Consider the following 15,445-nt stretch of genomic DNA (forward strand, 5'->3'; position numbering starts at 1 on the left):
CGGATCACTCGTGAGTCGGTTTCATTTGATTTCGTCCACCAGTATGACCGCACGGCGGCAGTGCGATCGATGTGTACATAGTTCCGATGTTCACTATAGAGCGACGGGAGAGCCGGCGCTGACGCCGAGCACATTTTTATACTGCCCGGCCATCAGCCGGGATATGACGGACGCCGACAGCACACACGGAGACGACGTCGTCGCGGTCGGAACGGAGGGATACGTCGGACGGATCACCCTCGACCGGCCGGCCGCGATGAACACGTTCAGTACGGATCTCGCCGCGGATCTCGATGCCGCACTCCACGCTCACGAAGCCGACTCGAGCGTACGCGCGGTCGTGATCGACGGCGCTGGAAGCGCCTTCTCGGCCGGCATCGACCTCACGGAACACGCCGAGTACGAGGACGCCGACGGCTACGAGGAGTGGGTCGCGGGCATGGAGGAGCCGTTCGTGACGATCTCGGAGATGGGGACGCCCGTGATCGCCGCCGCCCACGGCCACGCCGCCGCCAACGGTCTGGGGCTGGTCGCCGCCTGCGATCTGGCCGTCGCCGCCACCGGGACGATGTTCGGTGCGACCGCGCCGAAGGTCGGCCTCTTCTGTATGGGGCCGGCAGTCCCGCTCATGGACGCCGTCGTCCGGAAGCGCTGTCTGGAGTTGCTGTTGACCGGGGAGTTGATCGACGCCGGGACCGCCCACGAGTGGGGGCTGATAAACGAGGTCACGCCGGCCGGCGAACACGTCGAGGCGGCGGTGGAGTACGCCGAGACGATCGCCTCGAAGAGCCCGACCGCGATCCGACGCGGCAAGGAGGCCTACTACGAGATGGAGGGGATGGGGTATACCGAAGCGCTCGGGTACTCGAACGAACGGTTCGCCGGGCTGTGTACGACCGCCGACGCCGACGCCGGCATCGAGGCGTTCCTCGAGGGCGACCCGCTGGATGCGGACGAGTGGCCGGACACATCGTGAAAAAGCCCCGTCGGACGCGTCGGTGGAAACGAGGCGCTAGGCCCCGGGACCGTCCGAGTATGCGTCCGAACAGGCGGCCCCGATGGCCTCGGGTGATTGGTATCCGCGGAGCGATTCGAGGAGTTCGCCGTCCTCGAAGAGCAGTACCGAGGGGGCGGCCTCGACGCCGAACTCCCGTCGGAACTCCGTGGTCGCCTCGCCGTCGATTCCCGCGACGGCGACGTCTTCGGGGAACGCCGACTCCGTCTCGCCGAGGTCGTCTTTCATCCGCCGGCAGGGCGAACAAAAGCGCTTCCAGACCATCACCGCGACGCGGTCGTGTTCTTCGAGGAACGCCTCGTAGGTGTCGTCGTCGATCTCGGTGACGTCCTCCGGAACCGGCGACGGCGGGGCGATGTCGGTGATCATCATCGCCATGCGGGCCCGCTCGGCGAGCGGGTACTCGCCGTCGACGTGGGAGTTCAACGCGAGCAACGCGATGAACTGCGCTCGGGTGACGCCGAGGCTGTCGATCCGGTCGGCCGCCTCGTCGGGGTCGATCCCGAAGACGTCGGCGACCGACCGGTGGTATTCTTCCGCATCGAGGTCGGCATAGGTGTCGTGATAGATCCCCCGTGTCGACTCGAACTCCAGGGTGAGCGTCACCGTTCCGTCCTCGTCGACCGAGACGACGCCCTCGGCTTCGAGCACGTCGAGGCGCTCCTCGGGCGACAGCTCCCCGCGACCGCCGGGGACGTCAGATTCGCTGCTCATACGCCGAGGTACTCCTGTCTGACCTCGTCGTTCGCTTCGAGTTCCTCGGAGGTCCCCTCGTAGACGATGCGTCCCTGATCGAGCACGTAGCAGTAGTCGGCGAGCCGGATCGCCGCGGCGGCGTTCTGCTCGACGAGCAGGATAGTCTTTCCCTGCTCTGCGATCTCCTCGATGATGTCGAGAACGTCCTGGACGATCTGTGGGGCGAGCCCCTCGGATGGTTCGTCTAACATGAGTAGATCGGTGTCCTGCTTGAGCGTCCGGGCGATGGCGAGCATCTGCTGTTCGCCGCCGCTGAGGGTACCGGCCTTCTGTTCGCGGCGCTCGTCGAGTCGGGGAAACTGCTCGTAGACCTCCTCGTCGGAGAGTCCTGTCTTGCCGGTCTCCTCGGACCGGCCGATCCGGTTCAGGAGGTTCCGCGAGATATCCGGGACGTGAAGGTTCTCCGCGACCGTCAGATTGGAGAACATCCGCCGTTCCTCGGGGACCAACGAGAGCCCGAGCGCCGAGATGTCCTCGGGGCGTCGGCCCGTGATATCGTTCCCTTCGAATCGCACCGTTCCGCTCCGGACCTCGGGCGGGCTCGCGCCCGTAATGCTTCGTAGGGTGGTCGTCTTGCCGGCACCGTTCCGCCCGAGCAAAGCGATGATCTGGCCCTCCTCGACCTCCATCGTCACGCCCCGAAGAATGTGGCTTTCGCCGTAATAGGAGTTGACCTCCTCGAGTTCGAGCAGGCTCATATCTCGACACCTCCGAGATACGCCTCCTGGACGTCCGGATCGCCCTGGATCTCGTCGGGCGTGCCGTCGGCGATCTTCGCGCCGCGGTTCAACACCGCGATGCGGTCCGAGACACGGAAGATGATCTCCATGTCGTGTTCGATGAGGACGATCGTGACGCCGCGTTCCTCCTTGATTCGCTCGATGAGATCGACCGTATCGTCGGTCTCGTCGGGCGACATCCCGGCGGTCGGCTCGTCGAGAAAGAGCAGGTCCGGGTCGCTCGCGAGTGCGAGCGCCATCTCGAGCCGCCGTTTGTCCCCGTAGGGGAGCGACTTGGCCTCGACGTGGCGTTGCTCGTAGAGACCCATGTCCCGCATCGTCTGCTCGGCACGCTCGAGGACGTCGTCGTAGTTGCCGAGCCGCCTGAGGAAATTCAGGCTAAACGAGCCGTGTTCGGCGCCCAGCGAGGCGACGACGGCGTTCCGCTCGACGGTCAGATCCGGAAAGATCGACGCCGTCTGGAACGATTTGCTGAGGCCCTGCTGGACGATTTCGTGCGGTTCCTGACCGGTGATGTCCTCGCCGCGGTAGAGGACTTTCCCCTCCGTCGGATTCAAAAGCCCCGTGATGAGGTTCACCGTCGTCGACTTCCCTGCGCCGTTCGGTCCGATGACGCTCAGCGAGTCGCCCTCCTGGATCTGGAGGTTCACCTCGTCGACCGCCGTGAGTTCACCGAACCGTTTCGTGAGTCCTTTAGTTTCCAGAAGCATCAAGAATCATCTCCCAAGAGCTGTTCGCGAACGGTCGATCGGATGCCCGTGACGATCCCCCAGATACCGGCGGGGAACAGCCAGACGACGGTCACGAACAGGGCGCCGAGAACCAGCAGCCAGAAGGCGATCTCGCCCGAAACGATGTTCTCGACGTACAGGAACGCGATCGTGCCGGTCACCGGACCGAAGATCGATCCGATTCCGCCCAATACCGTGATGATCACGATGTCACCGCTCGTGATCCAAAACAGCGAACCGACGGCGACGTACTGGGCGTGAATCGTGTGGAGCCCGCCGGCGACGCCGGCGAAGGCCCCAGAGATCACGAACGCGGCGAGTTTGTACCGCCAGACGTTCAGCCCGAGGAACCGGACGCGCTGTTCGTTCTCGGCGATCGCCTGGAAGATCGCCCCGTAGGGCGAGCGGACGATCCGGACGGCGGCCGCGACGGCGAGCACGAAGAAGCCGGCGAACAGCACGTACCCGATGTCGTGTAACAGCGTCCCGAGGACGCCAGCGAAACCGGTCCCGAGCTCGAGCGCGCCGAGCAGCGGGTCGACGGTGACGCCGGTGAATCCGTCCTCGCCGCCGGTGATCCCCCCGAGCGGACCGAGCGCGATGAAGTACATCATCTGCCCGAACGCGAGCGTCAGGATCGCAAAGTAGATCCCGCCGCGCCGAAGCGAGAGGATCCCGATGATCAACGCCAGAACGATCGCGGTGACCATCGCCACGAGCACGATGAGCAGCGGCTCGCCGGAGACGTTCGCGCTGAAGAGCCCGGCGGCGTATGCGCTCCCGCCCCAGAAGACGGCGTGGCCGAACGACAGCAGGCCGGTGTATCCCAGGAGGAGATCGAACCCGATGGCGAAGATCGCCCAGATGTAGATCAGCTCCACCAGCGACATGTACCCGTTGTACGCCGGCAGGTTGGTGAAGATCATCGGGAAGACGACGACGAACGCGATCGCTCCCGCGATCGAGAACGACTCGCGCTCGCGGAGGCCGTCCCACCGGTCCAGGAGGCCGCTCGCGTCCGCGCTCTCGCCCGGCGTTGCGGCCTCTGTCTGTTCGCTCATTCGTCCACCTCCACGGCACCCATAAGCCCCGCGGGCCGAACCAACAGGACGACCGCGGCGAGGGCGTAGATGCCGACCGACGACCACGTCGGGGCGTTCATCACTAGTCCGACCTCGACGGCCCCAATCAGGAGGCCGCCGACGACCGATCCGACGATGCTACCCACGCCGCCGACGACGACGACGAGGAACGCGGGGACGAGCACGCCGACCCCGACTTCCGGGACGACGCTGAAGACGGGCCCGCCGACGACGCCCGCCGCGCCCGCCAGCCCCGAGCCGACCCCGAAGATGACGAGGAACGGCCGCGTCGCGCGGACGCCGAGGAGGTTCACCATCTCGGTGTCCTCCGTACCGGCCCGAACCGCGAGCCCGACGTCGGTGTACTCGATGTACAAATACACCGCGAGGACGAGCACGGACGTGATCCCGATGATCGCGAGCCGCCAGCTGGCGTACGTGCCGAGCGGTCCGAGGCTGATCGCCCCCTCGGCCCACGCGGGCCGGGAGAACGTGAGCGATCGGCCGCCGACGAACGCCCTGATCAGCTCCTGGACGATCAACAGGATCCCGAACGTCACCAGGATCTGGTCGGTGTCCGGCCGGTCGTAGAAGGGCCGAGCGACGAACCGCTCCATCAACAGCCCGAGCCCGAAGGTGATGATCGGGATGATGGCGAGCGCGGCCAGAAAGCCCAGATCGAGGCCGACGTTCCCGAGTCCGATGCTGCGTGCGATGTCCCCGCTGAACTGCAGCTCGAGCGCGATCCCGAGCCCGATGTAGACGCCCGCCAGATACATCGCGGCGTGGGCGAAGTTCACGAATTTCAGCGTACCGAGCGTTATCGACAGCCCGATTGCGACCAGGATGTAGATCGAGGAGACCGCGAGCGTCTGGATCATGAAGCCGACGACCGATCCGACGACGCTCACGAAACCACCTCCATCGTTTGTGTGTTGGTGTGCATATATTGAATGAATGAGGAGGGTCGATGTGTCCGACTATACGGCCCAGGGGTTATTCGTCGCCGTACTCGCCGAGTTCGCATTCGGCAGCCGGACCGCTGTCGCACTCGTAGCCGACGGCGTCCGGATAGGACGCCTGTTCGACGACCTCCCAGTACCGGCCGCTCTCCGCGTCCTGCTCCTCCTCGGAGAGGCCACGAACGACCAGGATGTCACGCATCGTCTGGTGGTCACACTCGCGCATGATCTCCTCGCCGATGCCGCCGTTGTCCCACTCGTAGCCTTCGAGTTCGCGGATGACTTCCGGCGGGTAGAACGTACCGGCGCGCTCGACGGCGGCCGCGTACTGCATCGTCGCCGAGTACGCCAGGCGCGCGGGCGAACTCGGTGTCGAACCGTACTCCTCCTCGAACGCCTCGGCGAACACCCGCGTGGGCTCGTTGTCGAGGTTCGCGTCCCAGCCGTCCGTGCCGAAGACACCCTCGATGGACCCGCCGGCACCCGCTGCCATCGGGACGTTGTACAGCGGGACGACGATCTCCATGTCCTCGTTGATCCCCTGGTCGACGGCCTGCGAAACCGAGTTCGAGCCGTCCAGCCCGTAGTGGTTCAAGAAGAGTACGTCCGCGCCGGAGTCGACGGCCTCCTGCAGGAACGTCGAGTAGTCGTCGGTGCCGAGCGGCGTCGGCACGGAGTCGACCTCGGACCAGCCCGCCTCCTCGAAGAACTGCCGCATCGACGCCTGCTGGGTCTGTCCCCAGGTGTAGTCGGCGTACAGCTGGTAGAACTCGAGGTCGTCGCCGTACTCCTCCGTGACGATCGGCGCGAGCGCCTGTCCGGTCATGTAGGCGTTGAACATCTCCCGGAACCCGTACCGGACACAGTCCCCGCCGGTCGTGTCGTTCGAGTGCGTCAGACAGCACATGAACAGGACGTTCTCCTGTTGGGCGAGCCCCTGCTGGGCGATCGCCGTCGCGCTCGAGGAGCCGCCACTGTACATGATAGCGTTGTCCCGCTCGATCATCCGTGACGCGGACTCGCGGGCGGTGTCGGCGTCGGTCGCCGTGTCACCGGTCTCGTAATCGATCTCGTAGCCGTTGACCCCGTCGCCGGAGAGGTCGTCCCACAGGTCGACCCAACCGCCGCCGTTGTTGAGGTGGTCCGCCGCGAGCTCGTAGGCGCGGAGTTCGTCCGCGCCCTCCTCCTGGTAGGGGCCAGTCTGTGGGACGTTGAAGCCCAGTGTGGCGGCGTCACCCTCGATCGGGTAGTTCCCGAGTGCGGGGTACTCCGAGCCGCCATCGCCGCCGTTGCCGTTGCCGTTACCGTTGCCGTTGCCGTTTCCGCCCTCCAGGCAACCGGCGAGGCCGGCGAGGCCGACTGTGCCGGCGGCACCGGCCGTTTTCAGTACGTCGCGTCGCGATTGTGTGTCATTCTCCGCCATGTTATTGTTTGAAGCAGCCATTAATATATTAATTTACCGTTACAGTTTGTTCTGGATATCGTCGACGACTTCGGGGTTTCGCAGCGTACTCGTGTTACCGAGGTCCTCTTCGTTCGCGATATCCTCGAGCAGTCGCCGCATGATTTTCCCGGACCGAGTCTTGGGGAGTTCAGGGGTAAATATGACCTCCTCGGGCCGGGCGATCGGGCCGATCGCCTCCTCGACGCCTTCGATGATCGACTGTTCCATCTCCCCGCTCTCCTCGTAGCCGTCCTCGAGGATGACGTAGGCGTAGACCGCCTCGCCTTTCATCTCGTGGTCGCCGCCGACCGCGGCCGCCTCGGCGACGCCCTCGACGCCGACGACCGCCGACTCGATCTCCATCGTCCCGAGACGGTGTCCGGAGACGTTGATGACGTCGTCGACGCGGCCGAGGATCGTGATGTAGCCGTCCTCGTCTATCTTCGCGCCGTCCTCGGGGAAGTACACCCACTCGTCGGCGTCCGGATCCGAGTACGCCTCCCAGTACTCCGAGAGGAACCGCTCGTCGTTGTTGTACAGCGTCCGCAGCATACCGGGCCACGGCTTGTTGACCGTCACGTAGCCGGCCTCGCCGGGGGCGACCTCCTCGCCCGCTTCGTCGACGACCTGAGCGTCGACGCCGGGCAAGGGCGGACCCGCAGCGCCGGGTTTCATCGTCGCGACGCCGGGCAGCGTCGTGATCATCATCCCGCCGGTCTCGGTCTGCCACCACGTATCGACGATCGGACACTCCTCGCCCCCGATGTGCTTGTAGTACCACTTCCAGGCCTTGGGATTGATCGGTTCGCCGACCGTCCCGAGCAGCCGCAGCGAGGAGAGGTCGTGCTCTTCGGGGTACTGGCTCCCCCACTTCATGAACGCGCGGATCGCCGTCGGCGCGGTGTAGAGCTGATCGACCTCGTAGTTCTCGACGATCTCCCACATCCGGTCTTTGTCGGGGTAATCGGGCGTCCCCTCGTACATGACGGTCGTCGTACCGAGCGCGAGCGGCCCGTAGACGATGTAGGAGTGGCCCGTGATCCAGCCGATGTCCGCAGAACACCAGTAGGTATCGTCGGGTTTGACGTCCAAGACGGCGTGGGAGGTCCACGCGGCGTAGGAGAGGTAGCCGGCGGTCGTGTGTTTGACCCCTTTCGGCTGCCCCGTCGTCCCCGACGTGTACATGAGAAACAGCATGTCCTCGGCGTCGCGGGCGACCGGCTCGACCGTTCGACCTCGGTTTCGCTCGATGAGGCCGTCGTAGTCGTGTTGGTTCTCGCCGAGCGAGTGCGGCAGGCCGCCCCCGAGGCGATCGACGACGACCGTCTCGATGTCCCGATCGATACGTCTGACCGCTCGGTCGGCCTTTCCCTTGTGGTTGAGCGCGTCGCCGCGCCGGTAGTAGCCGTCGCAGGTGACCAGATACTCCGCGCCGGCGCGCTCCATCCGCGTTTCGAGCGCGCTGGCCGAGAAGCCGGCGAACACGACCGAGTGCGGCGCGCCGATCCGAGCACACGCCAACATGGCGATCGGCAGCTCGGGAATCATCGGCAGATACAGCGTGACGACGTCGTCCTCGCCGACGCCCAGCCCCCGAAGCGCCGCCGCGAACGCCTCCGTCTCGCGTTCGAGGTCCCCGTACGTGTAGGTTTCCGTCTCGCCGCGTTTGCCGATCCACCGGAGCGCGGCGTGGTTCTTCCGGCCGGCCTCGACGTGCCTGTCGACGCAGTTGTAGGCCGCGTTGAGTCGGCCGCCGGTGAACCACTTGTATCGGGGTGCCGTCGACGTGTCGAGGACGCCCTCCCAGGGCCGATCCCACTCGAGTAGCTCGGCCGCTCGTTCCCAGCAGTCGGGCCAGTCCTCTTCGAACTCCTCGTAGATCCCCGGATCGGAGACGTTCGCCTGCTCGACGAACGACTCCGGCGGCTCGAAGGACTCGCGCGCTTCGAGCCACGCCTCGAGTTCGACCGATTCCCCGGCTTCCATTGGACAACTGTTCGGCTAGCCGGTGAATAAACGTTCCCCAGACGGCAGCCCCGACTGCGGCCACCGGAACGTCCGCGCGGGCACAACTGCTATGGTCGGCCGAGGCCGAGGGCCGCACACATGGCTGCCCGAACGATCCTCGTCGCCGGGACGGCGAGTCACGTCGGCAAATCGACCGTCGCCGCCGGGCTCTGTCGCCGTCTCGCCGACCGAGGCGTCGCGGTCGCGCCGTTCAAAGCACAGAACATGTCCAACAACGCGCGAGCGGTAGCGAGGGCGGACGGCGACGGATTCGGCGAGATCGGCGTCTCCCAGTACGTCCAGGCCAACGCGGCACGAGTCCCGGCATCGACCGATCACAACCCGGTGCTTTTGAAACCCCGCGGCGACGGCGAGTCACAGCTCGTCCTCGACGGCGAGGCGACCGACCACTTCGCCGCCGGGGCGTATTACGACACCCACTGGGAGCGAGCGAGAGCGACCGCCGAGGCCGCCCACGAGCGGCTGGCATCGGCCAACGACGTCGTGATCGCGGAGGGGGCCGGCTCGATCGCCGAGATCAACCTCCACGACCGCGATCTGGCGAACCTCGAGACGGCGCGCTTCGCCGACGCCGACGTGTTGCTCGTCGCCGACATCGAGCGGGGCGGGGTGTTCGCGTCGATCCTCGGAACCCTCGAATTGCTCCCCGACGATATCCACGACCGGGTCGAAGGCGTCGTCGTCACGAAGTTCCGCGGAGACCGTTCGATCCTCGACCCCGGTATCGACCGCATCGAGGAACTGACGGGCGTGCCGGTGCTCGCCGTCCTTCCGTACGACGATCCGGGGCTTCCCGAGGAGGACAGCGTCTCGCTGCCGGCACCGGGATCGTCCGCGACGATCGGCGACGACGACGGCGTCGACCCGGAGCGGTCGGTGACGGTCGCGGTCCCTCGGTTCCCACGGGCGTCGAACGTCACCGACGTCGAACCGCTCGCGGGGGTCTCCGGCGTCCGGGTCCGGTTCGTGCCGCTTTCGGCACCGCTCGACGCCGACGCGGTCGTCCTCACGGGGACGAAAAACACCGTCGACGACGCCATCGCCGCGGCCGAGGCGGGCCTGTACGCGGAACTCCGGTCGTTCGAGGGACCGGTCGTCGGGCTCTGCGGCGGCTATCAGCTCCTCGGCGAGCGGCTCTCGAACGCGGCGATCGAGGGGACCGGCGACGCGGAGACGGTCGCGGGCGCGGGCCTGCTCCCGATCGAAACCCGGTTCAGCCGCGAGAAGACCGTCGTGCCCGTCGAGCGCCGGCTTCGCGGGTGTGGCCCCCTCTCGGGTGCCGACGGTCCCGTCTCGGGCTATGAGATCCACATGGGTGACAGCGACCTCCTCCCCGACGCCGACGTCGAACGACCGTTCGACGGCGGTGGCGCGGCCGACGGCGACGTCCTCGGCACCTACCTCCACGGCCTCTTCGAGAACCGCCTCGCCCGCGAGACGTTCGTCGATCGCGTCTACGCCGCCGCCGGACGCGACCGACCCGAAACCGGGGGCGATCGGGGATCGTCGTACGACCGGGCCGCCGGGCTGGTCGAGCGGATCGACCTCGAACCGTTCGGGCTGTAGAGGGCGGTTAAACGCTCCCGCACGGCCGCGAGACGGTATATAAATAGCCTCACGGCTCGCCGACGACGACGTAGAACGGGACGGTCTCCTCGCGTCGGTACGCCCCGCGGGCGAGTTGGTCGGCCGCGTCCCGACCCATCTCGCGCCACTCGGCGCGGAGCGAATCGAGCGCCTCCTCGGTCCCGGCCATCGTCCCCCGGCGCTCGCGCAGCCCCGCCCCGCTCGCTTTTCGGCCGATGGCCTCGATCTCCGACTCGCTGTAGGGCGGTTCGACGACGAGCGTCTGCTCGTAGCGCCGCGTCCGCACGTTCGAGAGGCCGGCCTCGCGGAACACGTCGGCGGCGTCGGAACCGAGGGCGACGTCGGTGCCGACGCCCGCGAGGTACCGCTCGCGGGCCCGCCGGGCGAGATCCGGTTCGGCCTCCACCGTCGATTCGACGCCGACCGCCCCGTTGTCGGGCTCGACGCAGGCGACGCGGTCGGCGGCGACGCGGGCGAACTCGCGGACGGCGCGCCCCGGGTCGGAGAGATTTATCAACAGCGCCTGGCAGGCGACGAGGTCGACGCCCCCGTCGACGAACGGAAGCCGGTAGGCGTCCCCTCGGACGGTCGGTCCATCGAGGCCGTCCAGCAGCCGGGCATCGCGGTCGCAACCGACAACGGTCCCGGCGGATTCCTCACGGAGTACCCGCGTCAGTGCCCCCTCGCCACAGCCGACGTCGAGGGCACGGTCGCACTCGCCGAGCGCGAGATCGGCGAGAGCCTCGCGGCTGTCGGCCCACATCCCCCGGCGCGTCTCCCGCAGGTACTCGGCGTCGAAGTGCCGCATTGGCCGCCGTTGGGAACCGGTAGATAAAAGCCCCGCGGCGCGGGTCAGTCGGCCGGCTGGGCGATTCGGGTGATCGTGACCGCGTCGGCTCCGCACTCCGGACTGGCGATACGACAGTCCGTTCCAGTGACCTCGATCGACCGATCGCGCTCCAGGGAATCGTACAGTCCATACCCCCGCACGGGAAGGCCGGGGACGTCGTTATACACCGATTACACGACGAGTCCAACATTGGTTTTGAACGGGGTTTTTATCAAGGGATCAACCACGGTCACGAATCGACGTCACAAGGGTCGATCATGCGCTTCGGCCCGATGCATTATCGCGACGTCGCCGTCTTCGTTGGCGTTGGCTGTCGAGAAGGTGGGGAGTACGAGTACGACCAGACCGACGCGGTCGGACAGGCGTTCCGGACGTACATCGTTCCGCGACTCCTGAACGCCGCCGCAGAGCTCGCCGAACGAGAACTCGAACAGGAACGTCGTCAGATGGGCTCCTACGAGTAATGTGCACTGTTGACGAAGTCTACGAGTACGGGCAGGACACCTTCAACGTCCCCGAGCGCGGGGAGATCCGGATAGAGGGCTGTCCGTCGTCCATCGGGGACCAGCTTCGTCACGCATCTTTCACACAGCAGAGTCCCGGCGTCTTCACGAAGAGTCATACTGCCGGCTGTAAGTCTGTAAAGAATTTCGCGACTCCGGGGTCGCGGATATCTTAAAACAGTTACAGCCAGCAGTATCAAGCAGCACTCGACGGCGAGCAGGAGTACGAGGTCGTCACGGTCACCGTAGACGGCGACGAGAACGAGGTACTCCACGTCGAAGCGACGGACATCATCGGCGTCGTGAGCCTCACACCGTCGTCGAAGGTCCAGGTCGATCCGAAGATCGACTGGGAGCACATCTTCGATATGCTGCTGGCGGTCTACGACCAGAACCGATCCATCGAGTACCACGGCATTCCACTCCAGGACTTTCTCTCCGACGACATCCATCTCGACGATGTGTTCGTGGTGCTGGCGATCAACTACCTCGACGGATTAGAGACGATTCACCGACAGGGGTACATCCGCGACTTGGTCATCCGACGGCTCGACAGGCTTGACGGTCGGGGCGAGATCGACGTCGAACAGACACTTTTGAACCACGCTCGCGGGACACTGGAGCCACGCTGGATCCGCAACGAGACCGAGTACGACAACGCTGCGAACTCGCTGCTCCACTTCGCTGGAAAGACACCGCTTCGGCTCTTTCGACAGAACTCTCACGAGAACGACCACCCTGCGTACGACCGCATTTTCTCGGAAGTACACCGAGAGGTTGAGCGCCTAGAGAGTATGGGTGTCGGCAGCGGGTTGGACCGGATGGACGCGTATCGACGGCTCTCGCTCAGCGATCTTCCGAAACAGCGACGGTACTACCAGAAGGCGTTCGACGTCGCCAAGGCGGTGATGTCGTCGTCGCTCGGCCAGCAACTTCGTGACGGTCCACGAGAGCTTGTCGTGGACTACGTCCTGAATATGGAGTCGCTGTTCGAGCAGTACTCACAGGTCGTCATCGAACGTGAACTCTCGTACATCAAGTCCTACGACCACCTCGGCGACCTCGACGACGTGACGCCCGTCCGGTCACCATCCGTGAAGCCGGCCAGATCTACCACGAACCGGACCACGCGCTACAGGAGGGCGACGAGACGCTGGCTGTGCTGGACCCGAAGTACTACGCGGAAGGCCACGACCCGGTAAAGGAGTCGCCGTCCCGGTCGCGGCTGTTCAGCTACGCCTACCTCCTTCACGCTGATCGACTCGCGTTCTTGTGTCCGCTACTCGAACCGACGCGTCGCCGAGTCGCCCAGACTGGAGCCGAACTGCAGATCGTCTCACCCGAGCAGTCGTTCACTCTGGACGGATACGGCGACGTCGTCCAGAACTACCTGCACGACGTACTCGTAACAAGATCACCCGAACTCGAAGCCTTTCGCGCCGTCGCGGAGAACCAACTGTGCCTCGATGGTATCGAAGAAGCGGATCTGAGCGACGCGACGTCGATGAGCGGTCCATTCACGTTCAAGGATACTCGGGACTTCTCGCTTCGCGTCCTCAAGGCTGCTGCCGACGAGCACTCGTGGGAGGTCCGCAATCGGTACGACTTGGAGCAGGACGGCGACTGGACGCGAGAACAGATCGAGACGCGCTGTGAACAGCGCTACGAACACACGACGACGTGCGTACCGGTGTTCTGCCGCGATCATGGGCAGGAGAGTGGATCGACTCTACTTCCTCTAGAACGGATCCGATGACGTGGAGAAAGAAGGACCCCTGAAGCTGTTGTAGCGTGTCAGAACGGCGCGAGGAGCCACTCCCCGTCTTCTTTCCGTTCGAGTTGCGGACCGAAGACCTGCTGGAGCGAGTAGAGTTCGTCGTCGTATCGAAGGTCGTAGGCCTTCCCGCTTCGGTGAAACGATTCTTCGACGACGAACTGTATCGTGGGGCTTTGATACTCCAGATCGTTCGCGCGTTGATCCATCTCACGTGCGAGTTCGTTCGCCAGGTCCCCGTCACTCAGGGCATCTGCGAGTCCGACGACACTCACTTTCTCGGGAACATCATCTTCCGTGAGCCGCTGAAGGAACTCCTGTACGGGGATCTGATGTTTGAAGGTCTCGTAGGCACCTTCGATAACGAGATTGTACTGTCCAGGTATCTGTCCGGGGGCTGCCATTACGCATACAACCGTCATCTGGGGTGAAAAAGGAATACGTTCGGGTCGTCGAGTTCCACAACTGAAGTTCTACGCCTCCCAGAAGGCACGCTGTCGGTCTTCGATCTCCGAAAGGACCATCGAGAGGACATCTCGCCAGTCTACCGGATGCGACGTATCGTTACCGGGCGTCGGTGCATCAGGCCCTGGATGGACGTGGTCACGGGTGTTGTGATCGGACGGGTGTCTGTCCCAACGGTGATCGAATTCGCCGCTCTCGTGCTCCTCGTGGTAGTGTAGCGAGAAGTCTCCGCTTTCGAACCAGACAATCTCCAAGCGAGCAGCACGAACTTGTTTCGGGTAGAAGCGTTGGTCGTACATGCACGCCAGGCGATCCGGGGCAAATGCCGGCTGATCGTCGATTCGGCTGAAGCAATCACCAGCGTCGAATCGATCTCGAATGGCGTCGAGTCGGTCGAAATCAACCGGCGCACCGCCGAGCGAGTCAGACGTGTTCTCGCCGTCGCCACTCATACCGCGGACTGTATATCTGCGCCGTCACCGGACTCGGTCGTGAGCGCTCGTTCGAGCAGCACCACCCGACGGCGAGCCGTTTGCCACGCGGAGAGACGTTCCCAGACCTCCTCGATGGATCGGTCAGTCTCGCTCGCATAGCGTGAAACCGAGACTTCGTCCGGTGATTCGACGTCGAATTCCCGTTCCAGTGTCTCTGCGCGCTTCGACTCCGTCTTCAGAAGGTCGAGAAGTTCTTCAGTGGCATACTCCTGTCGGAGTTTCTGTACCCGTCGCCAGTTCAGGTACTCCTGGTTACGCTCGTAGGTGGCTGGTGATCCCGTGACCTGTGTCACGATCCCCATCCGTTCGAACCAGTCCAAGTACTCGCGGGCGGAATCGACCCCGTGTCCCGCGAGTTCGGCGACGTCGTTCGCTGTCGCTGGATTGTCGAGTGCAAGGACGGCATCGAAGAAGTCGTCCCGCGTTCGGTCGCCGCGGACTGACTCCTCCAGAGAAGTCAAGCCCTCGAAGTCGGGGGCCTCAGCACGCTCATCAGCGTCGGCCTTCAGCTCCTCGTGCGGTTCTTTCATACCCGGCCCTTCGCCTTGGGGCGGAATAAATCTTCTTCACACGTAATAATCCGATATACCTCCCACAGTCACCGACAGGTAACTCAGTGTGCGAGGTTTGACGGATCGCGAAAACCCGACGTTACGATGTGCTCCCATGCGTCTTCGACGCGGCGGTGTTTTCCAGTTACGACACGAACTGGACGCAGAGTGATGCCGACGCAATCTTCTGAGGGGATCAGTCAGAGATCAGGAAGTCCGCGTAGACTGATTGTGTTCACTATGTGACGGCGGTCATGGGTGTGAGTCGGTGAAACTTGACAGGACGGTCTGTTTCAGATCATCAGGGGAGAACAGAGCGGATTCGTTAAAGAAAATCTTAGTCACAGGTGTAACCGTCGGGTCTATCCGGCTCTGTTGAATCACTAGACAGCGGCGGGATCGGTCGCTAAATCAAAGGAATTGAAGCGGGAGGCTTCCGTTGTCCATGACGCAAATCTCCCGC

14 protein-coding genes and 2 pseudogenes are annotated in these 15,445 nt (G+C 64.5%); 4 read left to right on the forward strand and 12 right to left on the reverse strand.

What is annotated here, in order from left to right; all coding sequences use genetic code 11:
- Positions 1-163 precede the first annotated feature (163 nt).
- Positions 164-976: an enoyl-CoA hydratase/isomerase family protein gene (locus tag HZR14_RS10550; RefSeq protein ID WP_181692831.1), complete on the forward strand. Its 813-nt coding sequence runs from the start codon at positions 164-166 to the stop codon at positions 974-976.
- Positions 977-1,012: 36 nt separating this feature from the next.
- Here the strand turns inward: HZR14_RS10550 and HZR14_RS10555 are convergent, their stop codons facing one another.
- From HZR14_RS10555 to acs, 7 genes are all read right to left on the reverse strand, one after another.
- Positions 1,013-1,729 (reverse strand): thioredoxin family protein, encoded by a 717-nt coding sequence (locus HZR14_RS10555; protein ID WP_181692832.1) that lies wholly within the window; start codon positions 1,727-1,729, stop codon positions 1,013-1,015.
- Positions 1,726-2,469, reverse strand: coding sequence for an ABC transporter ATP-binding protein (locus tag HZR14_RS10560; protein ID WP_181692833.1), 744 nt, complete (start codon positions 2,467-2,469; stop codon positions 1,726-1,728). The genes HZR14_RS10555 and HZR14_RS10560 overlap by 4 nt, the downstream gene beginning before the upstream one ends.
- Positions 2,466-3,224, reverse strand: coding sequence for an ABC transporter ATP-binding protein (locus HZR14_RS10565; RefSeq protein WP_181692834.1), 759 nt, complete (start codon positions 3,222-3,224; stop codon positions 2,466-2,468). The genes HZR14_RS10560 and HZR14_RS10565 overlap by 4 nt, the downstream gene beginning before the upstream one ends.
- Positions 3,221-4,303 carry a branched-chain amino acid ABC transporter permease gene (locus HZR14_RS10570; protein ID WP_181692835.1) on the reverse strand — a complete coding sequence of 361 codons (1,083 nt, stop codon included), beginning with the start codon at positions 4,301-4,303 and terminating at the stop codon, positions 3,221-3,223. Before HZR14_RS10570 ends, HZR14_RS10565 begins: the two co-directional genes overlap by 4 nt.
- On the reverse strand, positions 4,300-5,235 hold the full coding sequence (locus tag HZR14_RS10575; RefSeq protein ID WP_181692836.1) for a branched-chain amino acid ABC transporter permease: 936 nt from the start codon (positions 5,233-5,235) through the stop codon (positions 4,300-4,302). The genes HZR14_RS10570 and HZR14_RS10575 overlap by 4 nt, the downstream gene beginning before the upstream one ends.
- Before the next feature lie 85 nt (positions 5,236-5,320).
- On the reverse strand, positions 5,321-6,709 hold the full coding sequence (locus HZR14_RS10580) for an ABC transporter substrate-binding protein (protein ID WP_181692837.1): 1,389 nt from the start codon (positions 6,707-6,709) through the stop codon (positions 5,321-5,323).
- Positions 6,710-6,748: 39 nt separating this feature from the next.
- Entirely contained in the window at positions 6,749-8,716 is a 1,968-nt protein-coding gene (acs, locus tag HZR14_RS10585; RefSeq protein WP_181692838.1) for an acetate--CoA ligase, read from the reverse strand.
- A gap of 120 nt (positions 8,717-8,836) precedes the next feature.
- Between acs and HZR14_RS10590 the strand changes: the two genes are divergently transcribed.
- Complete coding sequence (locus HZR14_RS10590) at positions 8,837-10,324, forward strand: cobyric acid synthase (RefSeq protein ID WP_181692839.1); 1,488 nt, start codon at positions 8,837-8,839, stop codon at positions 10,322-10,324.
- A 49-nt stretch (positions 10,325-10,373) separates the two neighbouring features.
- Here the strand turns inward: HZR14_RS10590 and HZR14_RS10595 are convergent, their stop codons facing one another.
- Positions 10,374-11,153 carry a methyltransferase domain-containing protein gene (locus tag HZR14_RS10595; protein ID WP_181692840.1) on the reverse strand — a complete coding sequence of 260 codons (780 nt, stop codon included), beginning with the start codon at positions 11,151-11,153 and terminating at the stop codon, positions 10,374-10,376.
- Positions 11,154-11,197: 44 nt separating this feature from the next.
- Positions 11,198-11,335: a hypothetical protein gene (locus HZR14_RS10600; RefSeq protein ID WP_220132531.1), complete on the reverse strand. Its 138-nt coding sequence runs from the start codon at positions 11,333-11,335 to the stop codon at positions 11,198-11,200.
- A gap of 54 nt (positions 11,336-11,389) precedes the next feature.
- Here HZR14_RS10600 and HZR14_RS10605 point away from each other — a divergent pair.
- Both HZR14_RS10605 and HZR14_RS14625 read left to right on the forward strand, forming a co-directional pair.
- Positions 11,390-11,659 (forward strand): annotated as a pseudogene (locus HZR14_RS10605) (AAA family ATPase); the annotation flags it as partial.
- Positions 11,659-13,440: pseudogene (locus tag HZR14_RS14625) on the forward strand (5-methylcytosine restriction system specificity protein McrC). The pseudogenes HZR14_RS10605 and HZR14_RS14625, both read left to right, overlap by 1 nt.
- A 52-nt stretch (positions 13,441-13,492) precedes the next feature.
- Here the strand turns inward: HZR14_RS14625 and HZR14_RS10615 are convergent.
- From HZR14_RS10615 to HZR14_RS10625, 3 genes are all read right to left on the reverse strand, one after another.
- A complete protein-coding gene (locus tag HZR14_RS10615) occupies positions 13,493-13,876 on the reverse strand; it encodes a DUF8076 family protein (protein ID WP_181692842.1) in 384 nt (127 codons plus the stop codon).
- A gap of 69 nt (positions 13,877-13,945) precedes the next feature.
- The gene (locus HZR14_RS10620) at positions 13,946-14,389 is read right to left on the reverse strand and encodes a toxin-antitoxin system TumE family protein (protein ID WP_181692843.1); all 444 of its coding nucleotides are present in this window, start codon (positions 14,387-14,389) and stop codon (positions 13,946-13,948) included.
- The gene (locus tag HZR14_RS10625; protein ID WP_181692844.1) at positions 14,386-14,961 is read right to left on the reverse strand and encodes a DUF7342 family protein; all 576 of its coding nucleotides are present in this window, start codon (positions 14,959-14,961) and stop codon (positions 14,386-14,388) included. Before HZR14_RS10625 ends, HZR14_RS10620 begins: the two co-directional genes overlap by 4 nt.
- Positions 14,962-15,445: the final 484 nt, after the last annotated feature.

Origin of the sequence: Natronomonas salinimetallica (assembly GCF_013839515.1) — an archaeon.
Classification (GTDB): Archaea; Halobacteriota; Halobacteria; order Halobacteriales; family Haloarculaceae; genus Natronomonas.